This window comes from Montanilutibacter psychrotolerans, from assembly GCF_003719825.1.
Classification (GTDB): Bacteria; Pseudomonadota; Gammaproteobacteria; order Xanthomonadales; family Xanthomonadaceae; genus Montanilutibacter; species Montanilutibacter psychrotolerans.
Genome location: NZ_RIBS01000005.1, coordinates 278,027 through 299,794, shown reverse-complemented (window position 1 = coordinate 299,794; position 21,768 = coordinate 278,027). Strand labels below are relative to the sequence as shown.

Sequence of the window (21,768 nt, the reverse complement as noted above, 5' to 3'; positions counted from 1 at the left end):
GACGCGATCGTCGCGCTTCCCCGTCCGCCGCGCGCATGCGCCCGACCGTCCTGTGCGCCGCGATCCTGGCGGCGACCTTTGGCGGCCAGGCCAACGCGGCGCGCATCAACTACCAGATCGAAGTGGTGGCGCTCCACAGCGACAACCTCAACCTCAGCGAAGACAACCAGGTGTCGGAGACGGTCCTCGTCCCGCGCCTCAAGTTCGACGTCAAGGAGGAAGGTGCGTCGATCAAGCTGGAAGCGCGTGGCGAGATCGAACGCCGCCACTACCGGGGCAACGAGTTCCCGGACGAGAACCGTAGCCGGTTTGCCGGACAGCTCAACTGGTCGCTGCTCCCGGAGCGGCTGAGCCTGGTGTTCGAGGATTACCTCAGCGAAGAGTCGATCAACCTGCGCGATGGCCGGTACCCGGGCAATCTGCAGCGCGTGAACGTGTTCCTCGCCGGGCCAAGCTATTTCGCGCGATTCGACGATGCCACCCGCCTGCAGCTCGATCTTCGCGCGGCCGACAACACCGCCGAGGTGTCGACCGGATTCGACGGCAGGCGCTACAGCGCGGCCGCGGCCCTGCAGCGCGACTTGACGCCCTCGTCCAAGGCATCGCTCAACGTGGCGTATACCCGGGCCGAATTCGACGATCCGGGTGCGACCGTCGACTACACCCGGGAGGATGGCTTCGTCCGCTACGAAGGCAATCTGCGCAACGTCGAATACCAGCTGGATGCCGGTCACTCGCGCTTGAACCGCGAATCCGGCGGTGATGCCTCGACGGCCATTGCCCGTGCGACGGTGCAATGGCAGATCTCTCCGCAGAACCGGCTCCGCTTCCGCGGCCGGCACCAGTTTGCCGATGAGGTACAGGACCTCATCATCCGGTTGAGCGATCCCGATGAATCCCTGGCACCCGACCTGGTGGACATCTCCGATTCTCTGGTGACCGCCGGTGTGTATCGCCAGCATGCCCTGGAGCTCGACTACCGCTATGCCGGGGACCGCTTCGGGCTGAGGCTTCGCCCGATGTACAGGCGGCTTCGCTACATCGACCAGCCCGACGGTGATCGCACAGAGCGCGGCGCGTTCTTCCAGGTCGACTACCGCCCGCGCCCGAGGATGAACGTCTTTCTGAGTGGTTCCGCGCGCAAGCGTGAGTTCCTTGCGCGCGACGAACAGCACCGCGATCGCGTCTACAGCCTTGGCATCGACTATCAGCTGACGCGGCACTGGGGCTACCGCGCCGAGGCGATCTGGAACGAGCGCGACTCCAACCTTTCCGACCCGCGCTACGAAGAGAAGGCGGTGCAATTCACGGTCTGGTGGAAGCGCTGAAGACGGAGTCAGGGGAATGTTCGAGGCACTGCTCTGGAGCGCGATCGCCCTGCTTGCGTACATCTATGCGGGGTACCCGATCCTGGCGATCGCGCTTGCCCGCATCCGGCCGCGCACGACGGACAAGGGCTTCGTCTCCGCCTCGGTCACCGTCGTCATCACCGCCTACAACGAAGAACGGCACATCGAGCAGAAGATCCGGAATGTCCTAGCGCTGGACTATCCGATGGGCCAGATCGACGTCATCGTTGCTTCGGATGCGTCGAGCGATGGTACCGACCAGATCGTGCTCGGCCTGGGCTTGCCCAACGTCCGCCTGCTTCGGGTGGAAGGCCGCCGCGGGAAGACGGCTTGCCAGAATGCGGCCGCCGCCGCGGCATCCGGGGACATCCTGCTGTTCACCGATGCCACGACCCTGATCGAGACGCAGGCGCTGCAGGCGATCTGTCGCAACTTCCATGACCCGGCGGTCGGCTGCGTCGCCGGGCGTCTGACCTATGTCGCGATGCAGGACGATGCGACCGGCCGAGGCGGCACGTCGTACTGGAACTACGAGATCATGTTGCGGATGGCGGAGAGCGCGCTGGGTTCGCTGATTGGCGTCTCTGGCTGCCTGTACGCGATCCGCCGCGATGCCTACCGCGCCATCGCCCCCGATCTGATCAGCGATTTCGTGGTCGCGATGGTGGTGCGCGAGCAAGGTCTGCGCACGATCCTGGAGCCGGACGCACTCTGCTACGAGCACACCCTCGACCACCCGGATCGCGAACTGTCCATGCGCGTGCGCGTCGGCATGCGCAGCCTGGCGGCCCTGGCGACACAGAAGCGGTTTCTCAATCCGCTGCGCTTTGGCGCGTTTGCCTGGCAGCTGTGGTCGCACAAGCTTCTGCGGTACCTGTCGCCGGTCTACTGGATGATCGCGTTCCTCGCCAACGCGGCGCTCGCAATGCAGGGGCGCTATGTCTGGTTGCTGGCGATGCAGTTGATCGTGCTGCTGTCCGGGTTGGTCGGATTCACGCCGTTGCGCATGTTCGCCAAGTCACGCCTCCTCGCCCAGCCGTACTACTTCCTGCTGACCAACCTGGCATCGGCCGTGAGCCTGTTCCGGTTCCTTCGCGGGGAACGCATCGTGACCTGGACGCCGTTGCGTTAGAACGCCGGCGCATCGCGCCTGCATCCGGCTACTGGCCGTCGACCGTGACCAGCAACGTTTCTCCTTGGAGATGGGTTGGGACAACGCCGATGCAGTCGAGGGCAGACAATTGGCCTGATGGTCCTGATGGCGCCCACACTGCGGCGTCGCAGGAGCCTTGGGCAGAATCGCGGGAGCTCGCGGGCCCTGCATTGCGGCGCGTGGTGTACGTGGTCTCCCAGTTTCCCAGCCTGTCGGAGACGTTCATCGTCCGCGAGATCCATGCGTTGATCGATGAAGGCGTCGACGTGCGCATCCTCTCGCTCAAGCGTTCCACCGAATCGATGGTGCAGGCGGATTCGGCCGCACTGCTGGATCGCGTGCGCCAGCCCCCCGGACTGCTGGCGACGGTGGGCCTGGCCGTGCGCGCGATGGTGACGCATCCGCGTCGGGTGGTTGGGGCGACCGCAACGATCGTGGCTGACACCTGGCGCACGCCGACGGTGCTGGCGAAATCGCTGGGCACGCTGATGCGCAGCCTGTGCCAGCTTTCCTGGCTGCGCCAGTTCGATCCGCAGTTCATTCACGCTCATTGGTCGACCTACCCGACCACCGCCGCGTGGACGCTGGCGCGCGTGATGTCGCGTCCGTTCGGATTCACCTGCCATGCGCACGACGTGTTCAGGAACCAGCAGCTGCTGCCGCGCAAGATCGCCGATGCGGCGCTGGCCATCACGATTTCCCGGCACAACGTCGACTGGCTCGACCGCAATGTCTCCACGTTGGCGCCGCGCAAACTGAAGGTGGTGCACTGCGGTGTCGACCTGCGCCAGATTCCGTGGCAAGCCGACAACCGAACCGGAAACCGCATCGTGGGCGTGGGACGACTCTCGCCCGAGAAGGGCTTCCACACCCTCATCGACGCCCTGGCACTACTGCGCGATGGCGGCACCGCATTTCACTGCACGGTGATCGGCGAAGGTCCGGCGCGACAGGACCTGCAGGCGGCCATCGAGCGTCACCGGCTCCAGCACCACGTCACCCTGGCTGGCGCACAACCGCAGGAAGTCGTTCGAGCGGCATTGGCAACGGCCACCGTGTTCACCCTTCCCTGCCAGATCGCTGCCAACGGCAGCCGCGATGGCATTCCGGTGGCCTTGATGGAGGCGATGGCGTCGGGGTGCCCGGTCGTGAGCTGCCCGGTCTCGGGCGTCCCGGAACTGATCGGCCATGACGTGCACGGACTGCTGGCCGAGGAGCGCAGTGCAACCGCGCTGGCGCGCGCGCTCCGGCGATTGTTGGAGGATGCGCCGCTGCGCACGCGGCTGTCGATCGCGGCGCGCCAGCGAATCGAGCTGGAGTTCGACGCGCGAAAGGAAGCCATCAAGCTGCATGGCTTGATGACGGGGGCCATCGGCGATGCGGCGTGATCGGCTGCTGGTGGTGATCGACGGCATGGAAGTTGGCGGAAGCCAGCGCCAGGTCCAGCAGTTGCTCAAGGGCCTGGATCGGCAGCGCTGGGAACCCGAGCTTGCCTACTTCCGCAGCGACTCGTTCCTGGTCGATGCGATCCGCCGCGATGGTATCCCCGTGCACTTCGTGCCCAAACGCCGTCGGGTGGACCTGCGATTCCTCTTCGCCTTCGCCCGGTTGTTGCGCCGGCGCGACTACGCGCTCATCCACGCATTCTCGTTGACCGCGGAACTGGCGTCGGTGCTGGCACGCCCGTTGTCCGGACGGCAGCCGTTGCTGGTGGCATCAGAACGAAGCTTTGCACTCGACCGGCCTGCCTGGTTCTGGTGGCTCAAGCGCCTTGTCCTGGGCCGAAGTGCCGCCGTCATCGCCAACTCCAGCGCAGGCGCGACCGCGACCGCCCGGCGTACCCGCATGCCCGACGCGATGTTCGCCACGGTTGCCAATGGCGTCGATGTCCCCACGCCCATCGCCGCTGGCGAGCGCGAGCGGATGAGGCGTTCGATTGGCGTGCCGGCTGGGCGGCTGTTCGGGCTGTTCGTCGGACGACTGGTACCGGTCAAGAACCTGCCATGCCTGGTGCGCGCGCTGGCGGCCCTGGCACCCGCGCAACGTCCGTGGGTCGCGCTCGTTGGCGAAGGGCCGGCCCAGTCATCGACGCGACAGCTCGCCCACGACCAGGACATCACCGACGACCTGAGCTTCCTGGGCGAACGAAACGACGCGACACGGCTGATGCAGGCGGCCGACTTCCTGGTGCTTCCCTCGCACTTCGAAGGCCTTTCCAACGCCGTGCTAGAGGCGATGGCCGCGGGCTGCCCGGTGATTGCGTCCGCGGTGGGTGGCAGCCCCGAGCTGATCGACAACGGGCGCACCGGGATGTTGTTCCGGTCGGACGATGTCAACGCGCTGGCCAGTGCGATGGCGCACATGGCCGACCCCGCGCTCCGCTTTCGCCTGGCGCACGGGGCCCGGCAGCACGTCGAACAGCACCACACCGGCGCGGCGCTCGGCGCGGCGACAGCGGCCGTGTATGACCGTTGCCTTCGCGCCAGCCAGTCCAGCTCCCAGTTGATCGCGCACCCTACCCGCGGATCGGCGAAATGAGCACCGTATCGTCACTGCCAAACGCGGTCATCAGTGCCGGCGGGGCGGATTGAGACCATGCGTCTGATCTACGCCATTCCGATCGTGCTGCTGCCGAACACGGCCCACTTTCCGCCGGACGTCAGCGTCGGTGTTTCGGTCGCCCTGCTGGTGATGGCGCTGTTCCTGCGCGAGCCCGATCCGCCGCACCTGAAACAGCCTGGCTATCTCTTTCCGCCGCTGGTCGCGTTGTTCCTTGCGATGGCGATCGGCTTCATCGCCGCGCAATGGCACGACATGTCCAACGCCGGCAAGGACCTGCGCGAAGCCAAGGTCGCCGTGCTCTTCCCGTTCCTGTACCTGGCGTACCGGAAATGCGGGCTGGACCTGAAAGCCACCAAACAGCTGATCGTCGTAGTGCTTCTGGTGGCCGTTGCCGCCGGGTTTGAAGCGCTTCTGCAAGGGCTGCGCTTCAACCTGGGTGAGTTCTCGGAAACGCAGCGGGCCGTGGGTCCGTTCGGCCAGATCCGAATGGCCAATCGCGCCGGCGTGTTCTTCTCGATGTTCCTGCCGATGCTGACCGCTGCCGCGCTGCAGCCCAAGCTGGGGCGGGTCCCGCGTGCGGCGGCGATCGCGGGCAGCGTGATCCTGGCCGTGGCGATCATGCTCACTTACTCGCGCCAGTCCTATTTGATTGCGCTGTTCGGGATCATGGTGGTGCTGGTCTGGCGAAGCATTCCTGCCGCGGTTCTCGCCACCCTGTTGCTGGCCGCGACCGCGACCAGCTTCCTGCCCGGAAGCGTCGTCGACCGTGTCCAACAGACACAGCAGGTGGATCCCAGTGGCGCGGTGACGTTCGACCTCAGCACGACCAGCCGCTTCACGATCTGGGAAGGCACGATCGACATGCTGCGCGATCACCCTGCCGGCGTTGGCCTGGGGCGATTCACCGGGCACATCGGCAACTACACCAACTACGCCGGAAAGGACGCCCACAACGGTTTCCTGCTGACCCTGGCAGAGTGCGGGCCATTGGGGCTTCTGGCGCTGCTGTGGGTGTTCTGGCGGCTATGGGTGCTGGCGCGCCGCTTGCGCCGGTCTGCCGGTCCCGCCCGGATGGGGCTGCGCACGTTCGAACTGGGTTTCACGCTGGCCGTCGTCTCCATGGCCTTGGGCAACATGTACGGCAGCCCGTTCTTCGACAGCGTGATCATGGCCAACTTCTGGATTCTGTGCGGGCTGATGGAACGCTATGGCCTGCTCAAGGTGCACGCTGCCGCGCAACTGGCGGCTGCCAGCAAGCCCGTGGTCGAGCCGGAACCGCTGGGCCTGCGCTTTCCGCTGACCGCCCGCGCGGTACCGGGGACGGTGCGGCTCACACGACTGCTCCGCTGAACCGCGACGCCACGCTGGGCATCGGACAGGAGGAACCGTCATCAGCCGCCCAGGTCATCGCCAGCGCCATCATCGGCACAGCCGAGCATGCACTCACCATCGGGCGTGGCGGCTCGCGCTGGCGACGTGCGCGCTTGCCAGTCTGGTCGCGTGCGCCGCCGAACCGGAACCCGAACTCGCGCCTGCGCCGGACACCTGCGCGGCGGCGAGCGCCGCCCCGTCCGGGATCCCGATTGCCACGGCGGCGTCTGCCGATGCCACGACCTATTACGTGCGGACCGATGGCGGCGATGCCACCCAGTGCACGGGGCGGGAGGATGCGCCTTATTCGGGCAGCGGCGCCGTCCAGCCCTGCGCCTGGAAGGGACCTGAGATGGCGCTGCCCCCTTCAGGGCAGCCACGCATCGCGGGAGGCGACATCCTGCGCATCGCACCGGGCACCTACCCTATCGGCGATTCCGGCCACATGCAGCCGGTTCCCAGCGGCCCAGGCCCCGACGCTCCCACCCGCATCCTGGGAAAGCCCGGCGCCGTCGCCAGGCTGGTCGGTACCCGGGGAATCCATCGCGTGCTCAACCTCGACGGCAGTTCCAACGTCGAAGTCGGCAACCTGGAAATCACCGACGACAGCGATTGCGTCTTTCGCCATTCGCAGGCGGACGCGGCCTGCACCGACGCCATGCCCTGGGCCCGCGTTGGCCTGTACGCCCGCGCCTCCAGCAACGTCTGGCTGCACGACCTCGACATCCATGGCCTGGCCGCGCGTGGCATCAATGCCGGCGGCCTGCGCAACTGGACGATCGAGCGCATCAAGCTCAACAGGAACGGCAGTGCCGGCTGGGACGGCAACGTCGGCGACGGCGGGTCCAACGCCGGCAGGATGATCATCCGCGACATCGAAATCGCCTGGAATGGCTGCGGCGAACGCGCTGCCACCGGTGAGCCGTGGGCGTGCTGGGCACAGGCTACCGGCGGATACGGCGACGGATTGGGCACCACCGATACCGGCGGCCAGTGGCTGGTCGAGGATGCATACATCCACCACAACACCTCCGACGGCCTCGACCTGCGTTACATGGATGGCGCCGACGCCACCCGTGTGACCCTGCGCCGCATCCATGCCGTGGCCAACGCCGGCAACCAGGTCAAGGTCAAGGGCAACGCCGTGATCGAGGACTCGGTGCTGGTGGGCCATTGCAGCTTCTTCAAGAACCGGTTCTTCATGGTCGACGACGACCTGTGTCGCGCCGACGGCAGCACGCTGCAGCTGGTCATGACGGGCAACGACACCGCGATCGTGCGACGCAATACCCTCGCCGGGGAAGGCGCGGTACAGATCGGCCACAGCGAGGGCGACGGCAGCGACAGCATCCAGATCCGCAATAATCTGGTGATCGGCTTTCCCTATTACCGCTCCCCTGCCAGGCCCTCGGCGTTCGATGGCGGCAACAGCCGGGCCGCCAAGGGCTACGTCGGCAACCAGGCCTGGCGGGTGTCGGCCTGCCCCGCCGACACCGTCTGCAACCAGGAACTCAAGCTCGCCAACCCGGACCTGGCGAGCTTCGACGCCAAACCGCTTGCCGGCAGTCCGGCGATCGGCAAGGCCGGTGCCGCGTCATGCGGCAACGCCGCAACCCCCTGATCCACGACCGGATACCGCCATGGCGCTGACGGACAAGATCTATGCCCACCTCCCGCAACGGGGCCAGGACGTTGCCGCATCGGCATTCGGCCTGTACCGCCATTGGCTGCGCTCGGGCCCCGGGTACGGCGACCTCGTGCGCGGGTACCGGGAGCGCGACCGATGGTCGGTGGACGAGTTGGCTTCGTACCAGTCCGAGAAGCTGCGCATCCTGCTGGGCAATGCGGCCGACCACGTTCCCTACTACCGGCAGGCCTGGGGCCACGAGGAAAAACGCGCAGCCCGGGCCGGCTGCCTGTCGGCGTTGCCGCTGTTGGCCAAGGAACCCGTCCGCAGCGCGCCCCTGGACTTTGCCCGCGACGACATGCGTCCGTTGCTGCGCTACCGATTCCTCACCAGCGGATCGACAGGCACCCCGGTCTCGACCTTGTGGACGGCCCGCGAGGCCCGCGATGCACGGGCGCTTCGCGAGGTCCGATCGGCCAACTGGGCAGGCGTGTCATTCACGCAGGGGCGCGCGACGTTCTCCGGTCGCATCGTGGTACCGGACGCAAACAGCAACGGCCCCTTCCACCGCTACAACCGGGTCGAGAAGCAGGTCTATTTTTCGGCCTTCCATCTCAGCGGCGAGAACGCCGACCAGTACGTCGAGGCACTGTGGCAGCACGGGACTCAATGGCTGACCGGCTACGCCATGTCCTACTACCTGTTGGCGCGCCACATCCTGGACCGCGGTCTGGACGTGCCCGTATTGAAGGCCGTGGTGACGACCAGCGAAAAACTCACCCAGACCATGCGGACCGTCATGGAAGAAGCCTACCGATGCCCGGTGTTCGAGGAGTACGGCACCGTCGAGAACGCCGTGTTCGCGAGCGCGTGCGCGCACCATCGCCTCCACGTCAGTTCCGACGCAGGCGTCGTCGAGATCCTGCGCCCGGATGGCACCCCCTGTGCACCGGGCGAGGCCGGCGAAGTCGTCGCCACGGGATTCGTACGGCAGTACCAGCCGTTTGTTCGCTATCGGGTCGGGGACGTGGCGGCATGGGACCCGGAACCCTGCAGCTGTGGACGCCACTTGCCCGTGCTGAAGGAGGTGCTGGGAAGGATCGAGGATGTCGTGGTGGGCCCGGACGGCCGCCAGATGGTCCGCTTCCACGGGATCTTCGTCGGACAGGCCAACATCGTCGAAGGGCAGATCATCCAGGAGGCACTGGATCGCATCCGGGTGAAGATCGTGCCCACGGCAGCGTTCGGAACGAACGACATCGCCGACGTCGAGAAGCGCGTCCGGCAGCGCCTGGGCGATGTCAACGTCGTGGTGGAAACGGTGGAGTCGATACCGCGATCGGCCAGCGGAAAATTCCAGGCGGTGGTTTCGCAAATGAACGGCTAGCACGCCGCTCGAAGGGGCCGGCTGCAGGGGCGCGGGGACGTGAGCACGGACACCAGGGGAGCGTCGATGACCTTCAAGGAATACAGGTTTCTGGTGTTGTCCGACCTCTATCGCATCACCGGACACGCCAGGCGTGGGCCGCTGTTGCGCTACGTCTTCAGGGGCGAATCGTTCCGCTACAACTTCTGGCTGCGCACCTGTGCGTACGCACGGAGCAACCCGGTCCTCAAGTTCACGGTCTATCCGTTCGCACGCTTCGTACTTGGGCACCTCACCTACAAGCTGGGAATTTCGATCCCCGTCGGGACCGTCATCGGAAGCGGCTTCTACATCGGCCACTTCGGTGGAATCGTGGTCAGCCAGAAGGCCGTGATCGGGCGGAACTGCAACATCTCCCAAGGCGTGACGATCGGTCGGGCCAATCGCGGGAAGAACAAGGGCTATCCCGTCCTGGGCGACAACATCTACATCGGCCCCGGCGCGGTGATCGCCGGCAACGTGCGGATCGGAAGCAACGTTGCCATCGGCGCCAACTGCGTCGTGGCCATGGACATCCCCGATGACTGCGTCGTGGCGGGTGTTCCTGGCACGATAATTTCCCGCAAAGGATCGACCGGTTACGTGAACCGTACGGACTACGACGGGAAGATCGGCTAGCAACCCCGCATCCAGCCCGCTGTCTTGCGGAGTCCGGATTTCCCACCCGCGGGTCCGTTTACGCCAACCAGCGATGCGCTCGCGTCGCAGTCAGTCACCTGACCAGCCTGCCTCCCGCCCCCGTGTCCACCTCCGGGGGCGGCTTTGCGCTGCCCGTGTACTGCTGGCCCGCGCCCCGGTCGTCCCGTTGCGCCCGTGAAGGTGCGTCGTGAGATTGGCGGCCACTTCGGCGCTCGGGGCCTGGCTACGCGCGCGTCGCAATCTGAATTGGGCGTGCCCCTGTTCAGAACTTCATGTCACCAACTCCCAGCTGAACCTTAACAATTCAGTCAAGAGACGTCGGTCACAGAAAACTGCGGCGATCGGCTGCCGCGGCCAGAACTGTGGACTGGCGCACAACAGCGCCCCCCCCCCCTTCCTACGATCCGCTCCGACCTAAGGAGGGGCGCACCCGGGTGGTTCAACCGCCACCCACCTTTGTCATTGAATTTCGGAGTCGCTGTCTGATGTCTGTCGCAACTGCCCGCAGCCGCAAGCTGCCCAAGGTTTTCCTCTCCCTGCTGCTGCCCTCGGTTGGCCTCGCCGCCATCGGCTCCGCCAACGCAACGACCTTCTATGTCCGCGCCGATGGCGGTGATGCCAATCAGTGCACCGGCCGCTCCGACGCGGCGTATTCCGGTAGCGGCACCGCCCAGGCCTGCGCCTGGAAGAATCCCAACATCGCCCTGCCCTCGTCGGGTTCCGCGCGCATTGCCGGTGGTGACACCCTGATGATCGGCGCCGGCTCGTACCAGGTCGGCAGCGGCGGCTACATGCAGCCCATCCCCAGCGGCACCTCGTCGGTGCGCACCCGCATCCTTGGCAAGCCCGGCACCGCTCCCAAGCTGATCGGTGTTGCCGGCACCCACCGCGTGCTCAACCTCGACGGCAGCTCCAACGTCGAAGTCGGCAACCTGGAAGTCACCGACAACAGCGATTGCGTCTACAACCACTCCAATTCCGCGGCGGCTTGCTCCAGCTCGATGCCGTGGGCCCGCGTCGGCCTGTACGCCCGCGCCTCCAGCAATGTCTGGCTGCACGACGTCAACATCCACGGTCTGGCGGCACGCGGCATGAACGCCGGCGGCCTCAACAACTGGACGATGGAGCGCATCAAGCTCAACAAGAACGGCAGCGCGGGCTGGGACGGCAACGTCGGTACCGGCGGCTCCAACTCCGGCAACATCACCATCCGCAACATCGAAATCGCCTGGAACGGTTGCGGCGAGCGCGTTGCCACCGGTGAGCCGTGGGCGTGCTGGGCGCAGACCACCGGCGGCTATGGCGACGGCGTTGGCACCACCGACACCGGCGGCAAGTGGCTGATCGAAGACGCCTTCATCCACCACAACACCTCCGACGGCCTCGACCTGCGTTACATGGACGGCGCCGATGGCACGCAGGTGACCCTGCGCCGCATCTACTCCGTGGCCAACGCCGGCAACCAGGTCAAGGTCAAGGGCAATGCCCTGATCGAGAACTCGGTGATGGTCGGTCACTGCACCTACTTCCGCGGCAAGGATTTCATGGCGACGGCGGATCTGTGCCGTGCCTACGGCAGCACCCTGCTGCTGATCCTGACCGGCAACGACACCGTGACCGTGCGCCACAACACCATCTCCGGTGAAGGCGACGCGCAGATCGCCTACGGTGAAGGCGCGTCCAGCGACAAGGTCAACGTCCAGAACAACCTCGTGGTCGGCTTCCCGTACTACGCCAACACCTCGACCCAGACCCTGTTCAGTGGCGGCAGCGCTCCGGCGGCCAAGTCCTTCTCGGGCAACATGGGCTGGAAGGTCCGCACCTGCCAGACCGGCACCACCTGCACGCAGGATCCGAAGCTGACCAACATGACGCTGGCCGCCTTCGACGCCGAGCCGCTGACCGGCAGCCCGCTGATCGACAAGGCCCCGATGATCAGTGGCGTCTCCACCGACTTCGTGCTGCAGCCGCGTCCGTCCGGTTCGGCCAATGACGTGGGTGCCTACGAGATGCAGTCCGGCAGCACCGTCCCGAATCCGGATCCGACTCCGGACCCGACGCCGACCTGCACCCGTGCCGCTCCGACGCTGACCCTGACCGGTCCGATCAGCGCTGTCGCCGCCGGTAGCCGGAACAACTACCCCATCACCGTCAAGAACAACGACAGCAGCGCCTGCAGCAACACCACGTTCTCCGTGGCCCGCAGCGTCAAGACGGGTTGGACCGGTGACCTTTCGACCAGCACGATCGCTCTCGCTCCGGGCGCCACGGGCAGCGCCACCCTCTCGGTGACCTCGGCCACCGACGCCCTGGCGGGTACGTACAGCGTTGGCGTGGGCGTCGGTAGCGGAGTTGGTGCCATCCACACCCGCAATGCCGCGATCATCTATACGGTCTCCCCGGCCATCTCGACCGGTCTCACGGAAACCGTCTATGCCAGCAAGACCAGCTACAAGGCCGGCGAAACGGTCAGCCTCGCCGCGCGGGTCCTGAAGAATGGCGTGGCGGTCAAGGGTGCGACGGTCAGCTTCACCGCGCTCAAGCCCAACGGCATCAACAAGGTGATTCTGAGCGGTACGACCGACGCCTCCGGCTATGCCCGCGTGTCGTTCGTGTCCGGCTCGGGCCCCAGCTCGATCGGTACGTACAAGCTCACCGCCGTTGCCACCAGCGGCAGCCTGACCACGCAGGCGACCACCACCTTCTCGGTCTACAAGTAACAGCCTGCCTGATCGACAAAGAGCCCCGGATTTCCGGGGCTCTTTTTTTTGTCCGCGAAACGCCCCGCCGACGCTTGCCTAGGCCGGACTCGCTGACGCGTCCAGACTCGCGGCCTTCCCGACCTTCCGTCGCGCACGATGCGCAGGCGGATCGGCCGCCGCATCACCCGCGCCCACAGCAGACCTGCTGCCACGCCGCCCCGGGGACCCTGAGCGAAACGGACCTTGCCGACACGTTGGTTAGCGCGCTTGCGCGCCTTTGCTAGGATCGCCCGTCCCCGCGGTTGTCGATCCGCCCCGGCCTGGCTGGGGAAATGCGGGGTGCCCTCTCACGCTGGAGCCCGAATGCGATCCGCATCGCCGTTGAACCGCGCGCTTTCCGTCGGCCTGTTGGCCTTGGCAACGATCGCTCCCTGGGCTTCTCGAGGTGCGCCGTCCGACGCCGCCACGTTCGACGTTCGCCAGTTCGTCTGCCCACTGAGCGGCGAGACGTTCTCCCAGGACGTCGGGTATGCCGCCATGCCCCTTGTCCAGTTCGCCGACGGCAGTTGGCTGGGTGACCACCTCGTCGATGCCCAGATCCCGGAATGCCCCCGCGACGGGCTTGTGCTCATCCCCGACTATGCGAACGCGGACCAGGCCCAATCGCTCCCGTACCTGGAGTACTCGCTGGATCAGCTGATGCAATTGCACGACCTGCTTGGGAGCGACGCGTATCGAAAGCTCCGTCACAGCAGTCGGCACGAGCGTGCGCAGTGGCTTGCGACACAGCTGGGCATGCCCGCGCAGACGCGCATGCAACTGCTGGTTCGTGCCAGCTGGGCCACGACGGACCGGGCCGACCGCAGGCGACTGGTAACCCGCATTGCCGATGAAGGTCCGACGTTGATCGAAGCGTTCACCACGCCCGAGGCGGAAAAGCGCACGGCACGATTGCTGGTGGCCAACGCACTACGCGAGATGGGCCGGTTCGCCGACGCGAACACGCTGCTCGATTCAATGCTCGCGTCGATTCCCGCCGATGCGAACGTCACCGACCCGGACAACACCCAGGCACTGGTCGGCACGATCTCGGGATTGCAGGAGGCGATCGCGCATCGCGACGACGACCGCTTTCCCGTCGACCTCTCGTCCGCGAAGTGGGCCGCCAGCGTCTGCAACGGCGGCGATCTGCCGCCGCCGTATGGCCCCATCACGACCAACGCCAAGGCCGCCTGTGAAAGGCGACAGCGCGACAGGCAGTCCCGCGAAGACTCGCTGCAGGAAACGATTCGGCTTGGCGAGACGCCGGAAGAGCTCGAACGACAATGTCGGACCACTCCCGCTGGCCAGCAGACCCCCGGTCTGGCGCGGGCCTGCGAACTTGCCCAGGGCGTCCGGGACGAACGGGTCGGACATGAGCTGGTAGTGCATCAAGCGCGTCAGGTCGCTGCGGACTGCGAGGCCACACCGGCGCAGGAGCGAAACGGCCCCTTGGGCTCGGCGTGCTTTTCCTACGAGACGGCACTTCAGTTTGCGTTGGCGAACGTGCTCATCGACGACAACGCGGCGTACGCAATCATCTGCGCCGACGACGAGTTGCCTGAGGACCGCGCGGGTTTTGCCACCCTGGCGTGCTCCACGGCGCAAAGCGATCGACTCGATCGCGCCATCGAAAAACTGCTCGCCGCCCCGGCGTCGCTGGATGCCGCCTGTGCCGCAACCCCGGAAAGAGATCGGGGCCTCGAACTCAATCTGGCCTGTCATCGACGCCACAGCGAACTGTGGCAAGCGCGGGTGGATCGACTCGCCGCCGACCCCGCGGCGTACGACACCGCATGCGCCAAGATCGACACGCGGACCGTCGATGCGCCGCGCGAGGGGGAGTATGACGATGTCCTGTGCGACGACGCGAGGCGCGCGCGCGAACGATCTGCATCAGCACAAGCACGCGTCGCCGCCGAATCGAACGAGCCATCGGGGGAGAAACCTTCGCAGGACGATGAACGGCCGCAAGTCGACGTGTTCGCACCCGATTCCGACCTGAGCAAGGTCGCACTCGAGTATGCGCAACGTGTGGTCGACAAGGCCAAGGCCGAAGGCACCTACCCCAAACGCAAACGCGGCGACCTGTTCTGATCCACCGCAACCAACGGCTGCCTTGGGTGGATCCAGGCAACGGCTCTACGTCTGATGCGATGCGTGTGCGAGGCCGGTTCTTGTCCAGCAAGAACCGGCCAGGGTTGGCTACAACGGAGACGGACCGGACGCAACGACTCGCCAGGTTGACCAGCCCGCTGGCCCGCCAGGCAAGCGTTTGGTCGCCTCGTTCGGCCCGGCCTGGCCTCAGTGCCTGCCGCGCAACATCTGCTCACGCGACTGCTCGGCCCGGGACGCGCCGATCGCCGTTTCCACCTGCTTGACCTCTTCCGGCGGCGGCAATACGGCGGGGAAGCCCAACGACTTCAACCACAGCTCTCGGCACCAGCCCTTGGTGTGGTAGAGGTGGTGATCCTCGTCGTTCTCGACCGCGTTGAACGCCGCCTTCAGCACCTTGCTGGCATCGCTCTTGGCGTGCTCGGCGACATGGCCGATCAACTCCCAGTTCTGGTGATCCTTGGTCTCCGCCAACACGACGCATTCGGCCGCCACCAGTTCGGCCGCGTCGGGATCGGCGTTCTTCACCGCGAATTCGATGGCCCGCACCAGGGCTTGTCCCAACTGCGCCACGACCTCGCGTCCCGGGCTCCGGGCTTCGGTGTCCAGGCCCAGTTCGCCGAACACGCGGGTAAGTACTTCCTCGTGGGTACGCGTCTCTTCCAGGTACTCGCCCCACTCCTTCTTGAGATCGTCGTTCTGCGCCGCGGTGATCGCCGCGGTGTAGACCTGGATGCCGCCCCGTTCCGTCTCGAGCGCTTGCAGCAGCAGCTCTTGTACCTGGGCAGAATCGAATTTGGATGTACGGGCCATGGTGATGCACCTGCTGTGGGGAGTCGCCCTTTTAGCAACGCGCCGATCGTTCGGGCGTGAACAAATTTCCTTAATGCGGCCGACGCCATCGGACACGGTTCAGGTTTTTGGCAGGCACAAGTCACCCCGCCTTCACGAGCGCGGCCTTGTCGTCGCGCGATTCGATATGGGCACGTGCCGTACCACCAGATCGACCCGGAGTGATTCGCTCGCGGCCCGTCGTCGCTACTTCGCGCCGTCGACCTCGTGTCGTGCGCGCCAGCGGTAGTACGCCAGTCCCACCCATTCGTGCAGCGTGCCCTCGGTGCGGATCAGGGCACTGCTGCGTGGCACCAGCGCCCACGGCAGGCGCGACGGCAGGCGCCGGTCATCGGCACCCATCGGGCAGACCGCGAATCCGGCCACGGCAAATGCCCGCTGCGCACGCGGCATGTGAACCCGCGACGTGACCAGCTCGATGCGCTGTGGCAGACGTGGCGACAAGCGCGCCGCGTGCTGCGCGCTCTCCCACGTATCGCCCGATGCGGTATCGATCCGCAGCGCTGTCGCGGGCACACCTTGCGCCTGCGCGTACGCCGCCATCAGCCTGGCAACGGGAACCGCGCCGCGGTGCGGCGAACCTCCTTGCAGCACGAGCACCCGCCCTCCCCGCTCCCGCCACCACGCCAAGGCACGATCCATGCGGCGACGGCTTGGCAGGTTGAGCACCGAGAAATCCGCATCGCCACGCGGCCGCCCTTCCATGCCTCCGCCCAGCACCACCGCGGTCGATGGCGGCGCCTCGATGCAGGCGCGCGGGACCGGCATCGCCCGTTCGAGCGGCATCGCCAGCAGGTTGGCTCCCAGGGGTGTCATCGCTGCCAGCGCGATCGCGATCATCGCAACGCCTGCCGCAACCAGCCGGCGTCGGCGACGATGTCCTGCCCAGAGCACCAGCACGGTGGCGATCAGCAACCAGGCCAGTGGCGACAGGAACCAGCCCAGCACGTCAGTGCGGCCTTCTCAGGTCCAGCAACATCCGGCGCAGCCTGGAGTCCAGCACCAGGACGGGGAGCGCGTACAGCAGGACGAACAGCGTCCCGGCGACAAGCAGCCGTGCCCACGTGCCGTCCACGCCGAACAGATCGGTGCCGCGCGCCACGCCCAGGAACACCGCCAGGCACGTCAGTGCCACGGCAACTGCGCGGATACTGGGCAAGCGCGCCAGGCCCTTCGGGCACATCGCGAACTCCGCAACGCACAGCGCCAGGTAGCCGATTGCCGTCGACCAGGCGGCACCGATGTAGCCCATGCGCGGTACCAGGATGAAGTTCATGGCCATGTTGATGAGCGCCGCGCCCAGCGTGATCATCAGCACCTGCATCGTGCGCTTCTTCAGCAGCAGCCCGTAGTTGGCGATGGCGAACAGTGCAGCCATCGACACCGTCAACCCGACCACGATGAACACCTCGCCCGACGCGGCCTTCTCCGGCCCGCTCAATGCCACCAGCAGGTCCTGGCCCGACACCAGCAGCATTGCCGCGATCGCGACCACCGCGTACGTCATCGGCAGCAGTACACGCTCCTTGAGCGCCCGCACGGCGCTGCTGCCGCCGGTCTCGTAGGCGCGGTTGACAACGGGAGTGAAGGCCTCGGACAGCGTGGCGTCGATGAACACGTTGAGCTGCATCGCCAGCGAGTACCCGATGGCGTAGATGCCCACCGTGGCGAAGTCTCCGGTGAGATGCTTGAGCAGCACCCGGTCCATGTTGGCCAGGACGCTGTAGGCGATCTCGTGCACCATCATGGGCAAGCCGTAGATCAGCATGCTGCCGAAAGCGCGGAAGTCGATCGCATCGCGTGCCACGCGCACGTTGCGGAACATCCAGTACGCCAGCCAGCCAAACAGCAGCACCGCGGCGACGATCTTGCCTCCATAAACGGCCAGTGCGCTCTGCTGGATCAGGATAACCGCGCCCAGCACCAGTGCCAGCTCGAGCATGCGCGCGGTGATGCGCGTGGCCATCACGATGTCCGAGCGCTCGCTCGCGCGGATCGCCATCTGCACGATGCTGGTCGTGGCCAGCAGGGGGATCATCGCCAGCGCGCACCAGAACAGCGGCGACAACGTGATCCCGCTCATCGACGACCACAGCGTCGCCGCGGCAACGAACAGCGCCCACAACGTGCACGAAAGCAACACGGGCATGAGCACCATGTTCGTGCCGAACGCGCGCAACTTTTGTGCGTCGCCGTCGTAGGGATAGAAGCGCACGATCGCGTGCGGTGTGCCCAGCTTGACCAACGCGACGCCAAGCACCATCAGGGTGTCGTAGTAGCGGAGGATGCCGAACTGGGTGTTGTCCAGGAGCCGGGTCAGGATCGGGAACGAGATGAACCCGGCCAGCATCACCATGCCGTTGGAAAACGAATAGCGCAGGTAGTGCGTTGCTATGCCAGGCCGCCGGGGTGGCGCTGCGATGGTCTCCTCCACGGTTTCCCGAGCGATCCTCGCCTGGTCATCCATCGTGCGTACCCGTGGCTGCCATCACGTAACCCTCCGTGTCACCGGGGTGGCGCACCCGGATGCGCCGGGCCGCTCGTGGCAAATCTGTTCGGGACCTGCTGAAAGCTCGGAGGATCGTCGGCTTCGACGTCGTCGAACACCTGCAGGTACGACGCGCCGCCCGGCAGATGCCCGAGGACATCGAGGACCTCGATGCCGCCGTCGCAGTTGTAGGTGTGGCACCCATCGACCGGGCGCGTCAAGTAAGGCGCCAGGCGTGACAGTCGCCGCTCGCGATAGACCGTCGGCCCCAGTTCCAGCACTTCGTGGAACACGATGGCGTTGCCGTAGCCAGGGCCGCAGTCCTGTGCGGGGCGGATCAGCCGGCCGCGGTGCTGGAACAACCGGCCCGCCATCCGCGCGCGTCGCACATCGCACACGATGGGTGACGCGGGGTGCGGGTAGAACGGCCCATCGAGACAGTCGGCCACGAACAGGAACAACTCATCGCAGGTGCTGTTGTTGTTCTCGGCGACGTTGACGAACAGATACCAGCGGCCTTCGTGGTGGTGGAGAGTCGGATCGGCACAGGCACGTCCCGAGATCAGATCGCGCACACGCGTCCACCCAAGCGGGAAATCGTTGGCCCGATACAGGCTGACGCGCCGGTCGTAGCCGGATTCGACCGTCATGTACTGCTGTCCTCGCCACTCGAAGACCTGGGGGAAGGACAGATGCCCGGCTTCTTCGAGCACGGTGCCCAGCCGGCGCGCTCCGCCGTTGACCAGTTCGACGCAGGCGATGTTGGCCTTCTTGAGCTTGGGTTCGATCATCTCCTCGACGAAGATCAGCTTGCGCCCTTGCGCCATCACCACGCACGGATCGCTCCACCATCCCTTCGGCGCCTTCAGCAGCGCGTGGGATCCGACCGCCGGGGCGTCAGGATCGAGCCGGGATCCGCCCAGCCGTACGACCAGCGTCCAGCCGATGCGACCGTTGCGACGCCTGGCGGTCAACCAGCGCGGCGATGCGCGAAGCGTCGAGAGAAGAACCCGCATGCCGGCCGGACGACCCATCGGCCGCTGTGGAGGCAACTGCAACGTGGCCACCGTGCGCCGAGGCGTGGGCAGATGCCCTTCGGCGAGCCGATGCAGGGAGCGAAGCAGCAGCGCGGGCACCTTGCGGAAGGCATCCTCGCGCTGAAACAGGAACGACGTGCGTCGGGTCTTTCCCCAGCTGGCGGCCAGCTCGATCGATCCGGCGGTCTCTTCCTGGAGCATCAGTGTCATGTGCGTCGCCGACTCCCTGCGCAACATCGGTCCCAGCAGCGAGAGCCCGGCATGCCGTGCATCGATCAGCGACCCGTCCACCAGCCAGCACCCCCACGGCACATCACCCGCCAGGGCGGTCGCCCACGCCCGCGGGCCGATCAGGATGACCAGGTCCGGAAGCAGTGCGCGGATCCGGTCCGGCAGCGGCGTGTCGTGTGGCTCGTCCGATTGGACGTCCTGATCGTCCGGAATCTCCACCGGATCCAGGCTGCGATTGCTTCCCAGCACTGCGTGCTCAAAGGCGACGTAGGCGCGAAGACTGGCGGGAACGCCGGACACTTCCGGCAGGATCGCATCGGGAGCGGTCAGCGTGATCAGCTCAACCCAGTCGCAGTCCATCGCCAGCGCGTGGAACGCAAGCACCCACGCGGGCGCTTTCGGAGGGGCCGCCAGCACCACGCGCAGCGGTCGGGTGAGACCGCAAGGGCGTGGATAGAGCGGCGTTACGATGGGCTTGGCTGCGTTCATGGAAGGGGTCGCCACGGCAGGGCGCCCATCCACTGGGCAATGGTTTCGATCAGGCGATCGCGTTGCGCCTGACTGAAGTAGGTGTGATCGCAATCGGGCCAGTAGTGCATCGCCACCCGCGGATCGCGCGTGGGTGCACCGAACGACCATCCGAACTGGCGCGGATGCAGGAAGCGATCGGCGTAGCCGCCGCTGAAGATGCACAGCAACCGGATGTCACGCGCCACGAAACGCGCGAACTGCTCGCGGGCCTGATCGTGGCTGGGCCAGGTGCGGAAGGCATCGGAGCCCAGATCCGAGCTTGCGCGCAGACGCCCCGGCAGCTTGCGGGCGAAGCGTCGCCATTCGCTGGGCAGACGCCGCAGGAGGCCAAGCACACGGGCGTAGTGGTACCAGGGCCCGGCAAAGCACACTCCATCGAGCAGCAGCAGCGCGCACACCCGCGGATCGACATTGGCGACGTCCCAGCCGGTGTCAGCCGCGCTGCAGATGCCGCCGATAGCGAACGTGCGGCACCCGTGCATCGCCTCGAGCTGGTCCATCGCCGCGATGGTTGCCTGGGTGGCATCGCACGACGGCATGCGCGGCGCTTCCCCGACACCGGGGATGTCGTAGCGGAAGGTTCGAATGCCGATCGCCGCGAGCTTCTGGGCCAACAGGGCATGCAGCCGGAAGGGTCCCGAACGCGGTTGCAGGCCGGCGCTGGGCAACAGCAGGGTCGGCCCGGCCTCGGCCACGCCACTGAGCACGCCCACCAGCTGCCCGCCCGGCCCGAAGCGCACGAACACGTCACTGCTGGCCGTCGATTGCGCGCGGCTGGCTTCCAGCACGGCACTCATGCCTGCACCTCCGCACGCATGGCCCGCCCCACATCCACCACGGCCTCGCGAATCTCCGGGGTCAGGAAGAACGTTGCATCCATGGCGGCACCGCCCTTGAAACTGGGCGCGTTTGCCGGCAGGTGCAGCACCTTCGCGATGCCCGGTGGCAGGTCGTCCACATCGGCGCGGACCACGCCCCACACGGGCGCGTTGCCACGCAGGATGCCGGTGCCCATGCGCGTCCTGGCCAGGTCGCCGCGCAGCGTCCGCGACGCCGGAAAGCCCATCAACTGCCCATCGGCTGGATCGGTCGCGCGGGGAACTCCCTTGCGCGGCGGCGGCCGCAGCTCGCGCTCTTCGGCATCGCATTGCGCAATGTCGCGCAACCACGCGTCGCCATCGACGACGGGCTCCCACAGCACCACCAGGTCGGCGAGACCGCCCCGCTCCACCCAGCCCTGCAAGGCAAGCGCGCTGGTGCGCCAGGCCACCAACGCCACTCGGGCCACGCCGGCTTGCTGGCGCAATGCCGTGATGGCCAGGTCGAGGTCATGCTGCATCGACGTGAAGTCCAGCTCGGTTCCGCAACCGCCCGAATCGCCGGTGCCGTGAAAATCGAACCGCAGGCAAGGCAGGCCCAGCGCCGCGAACTCGCTGGCCACCTGGACGAGGAACCGCCGGCTGCGTGGCAACTCGTGCAGCAACGGCGGCACCAGCACCACACCCGCCGGTGAGGGGGTCCGCGTGCCATGGAACGCCGCGTACAGCCGGCGCGAAGGCGTTCCCAACCACAGCGGTTCCCAGTCTCCGATGCTCATCGTCATCGTCATCGCCTGCGTCGGGGTGTCGTTGCGGTGCGGGCGAGGC

Annotated in this window: 16 protein-coding genes; 10 read left to right on the top strand and 6 right to left on the bottom strand. The window is 66.5% G+C overall.

All coding sequences use genetic code 11. The features are described from left to right. Positions 1-35 precede the first annotated feature (35 nt). From EER27_RS12440 to EER27_RS12395, 10 genes are all read left to right on the top strand, one after another. Positions 36-1,328: a porin family protein gene (locus EER27_RS12440; RefSeq protein WP_123088425.1), complete on the top strand. Its 1,293-nt coding sequence runs from the start codon at positions 36-38 to the stop codon at positions 1,326-1,328. A gap of 16 nt (positions 1,329-1,344) precedes the next feature. After that, the gene (locus tag EER27_RS12435) at positions 1,345-2,481 is read left to right on the top strand and encodes a glycosyltransferase family 2 protein (protein ID WP_123088424.1); all 1,137 of its coding nucleotides are present in this window, start codon (positions 1,345-1,347) and stop codon (positions 2,479-2,481) included. 209 nt (positions 2,482-2,690) lie between these two features. Beyond that, on the top strand, positions 2,691-3,890 hold the full coding sequence (locus tag EER27_RS12430; protein ID WP_190285776.1) for a glycosyltransferase: 1,200 nt from the start codon (positions 2,691-2,693) through the stop codon (positions 3,888-3,890). Then, positions 3,880-5,040 (top strand): glycosyltransferase, encoded by a 1,161-nt coding sequence (locus tag EER27_RS12425; protein ID WP_123088422.1) that lies wholly within the window; start codon positions 3,880-3,882, stop codon positions 5,038-5,040. The genes EER27_RS12430 and EER27_RS12425 overlap by 11 nt, the downstream gene beginning before the upstream one ends. A gap of 57 nt (positions 5,041-5,097) precedes the next feature. Further along, positions 5,098-6,414, top strand: coding sequence for an O-antigen ligase family protein (locus tag EER27_RS12420; RefSeq protein ID WP_123088421.1), 1,317 nt, complete (start codon positions 5,098-5,100; stop codon positions 6,412-6,414). Positions 6,415-6,787: 373 nt separating this feature from the next. Next, positions 6,788-8,056, top strand: a complete 1,269-nt coding sequence (locus tag EER27_RS12415; RefSeq protein WP_148041018.1) for a hypothetical protein — start codon at positions 6,788-6,790, stop codon at positions 8,054-8,056. A 19-nt stretch (positions 8,057-8,075) separates the two neighbouring features. Then, entirely contained in the window at positions 8,076-9,449 is a 1,374-nt protein-coding gene (locus EER27_RS12410) for a phenylacetate--CoA ligase family protein (protein WP_123088419.1), read from the top strand. A gap of 66 nt (positions 9,450-9,515) precedes the next feature. After that, positions 9,516-10,106, top strand: coding sequence for a serine O-acetyltransferase (locus EER27_RS12405; protein WP_123088418.1), 591 nt, complete (start codon positions 9,516-9,518; stop codon positions 10,104-10,106). Between the two features lie 506 nt (positions 10,107-10,612). Further along, positions 10,613-12,847, top strand: a complete 2,235-nt coding sequence (locus EER27_RS12400; RefSeq protein WP_123088417.1) for a choice-of-anchor Q domain-containing protein — start codon at positions 10,613-10,615, stop codon at positions 12,845-12,847. A 345-nt stretch (positions 12,848-13,192) separates the two neighbouring features. Further along, the gene (locus EER27_RS12395; RefSeq protein WP_123088416.1) at positions 13,193-14,965 is read left to right on the top strand and encodes a hypothetical protein; all 1,773 of its coding nucleotides are present in this window, start codon (positions 13,193-13,195) and stop codon (positions 14,963-14,965) included. Positions 14,966-15,172: 207 nt separating this feature from the next. On the opposite strand, the gene EER27_RS12390 is transcribed toward EER27_RS12395, so the two are convergent. The 6 genes from EER27_RS12390 to EER27_RS12365 form a co-directional block, all read right to left on the bottom strand. After that, complete coding sequence (locus tag EER27_RS12390) at positions 15,173-15,796, bottom strand: hypothetical protein (RefSeq protein ID WP_123088415.1); 624 nt, start codon at positions 15,794-15,796, stop codon at positions 15,173-15,175. A gap of 225 nt (positions 15,797-16,021) precedes the next feature. Next, entirely contained in the window at positions 16,022-16,783 is a 762-nt protein-coding gene (locus EER27_RS12385; protein WP_123088414.1) for a YdcF family protein, read from the bottom strand. Between the two features lies 1 nt (position 16,784). After that, complete coding sequence (locus EER27_RS12380) at positions 16,785-18,302, bottom strand: oligosaccharide flippase family protein (protein ID WP_123088413.1); 1,518 nt, start codon at positions 18,300-18,302, stop codon at positions 16,785-16,787. A 38-nt stretch (positions 18,303-18,340) separates the two neighbouring features. Next, on the bottom strand, positions 18,341-20,080 hold the full coding sequence (locus EER27_RS12375) for a glucosamine inositolphosphorylceramide transferase family protein (RefSeq protein ID WP_123088412.1): 1,740 nt from the start codon (positions 20,078-20,080) through the stop codon (positions 18,341-18,343). Next, positions 20,077-20,919, bottom strand: coding sequence for a hypothetical protein (locus tag EER27_RS12370; protein ID WP_123088411.1), 843 nt, complete (start codon positions 20,917-20,919; stop codon positions 20,077-20,079). The genes EER27_RS12375 and EER27_RS12370 overlap by 4 nt, the downstream gene beginning before the upstream one ends. Further along, positions 20,916-21,719: an alpha/beta hydrolase family protein gene (locus EER27_RS12365; RefSeq protein ID WP_148041017.1), complete on the bottom strand. Its 804-nt coding sequence runs from the start codon at positions 21,717-21,719 to the stop codon at positions 20,916-20,918. Before EER27_RS12365 ends, EER27_RS12370 begins: the two co-directional genes overlap by 4 nt. Positions 21,720-21,768 lie beyond the last annotated feature (49 nt).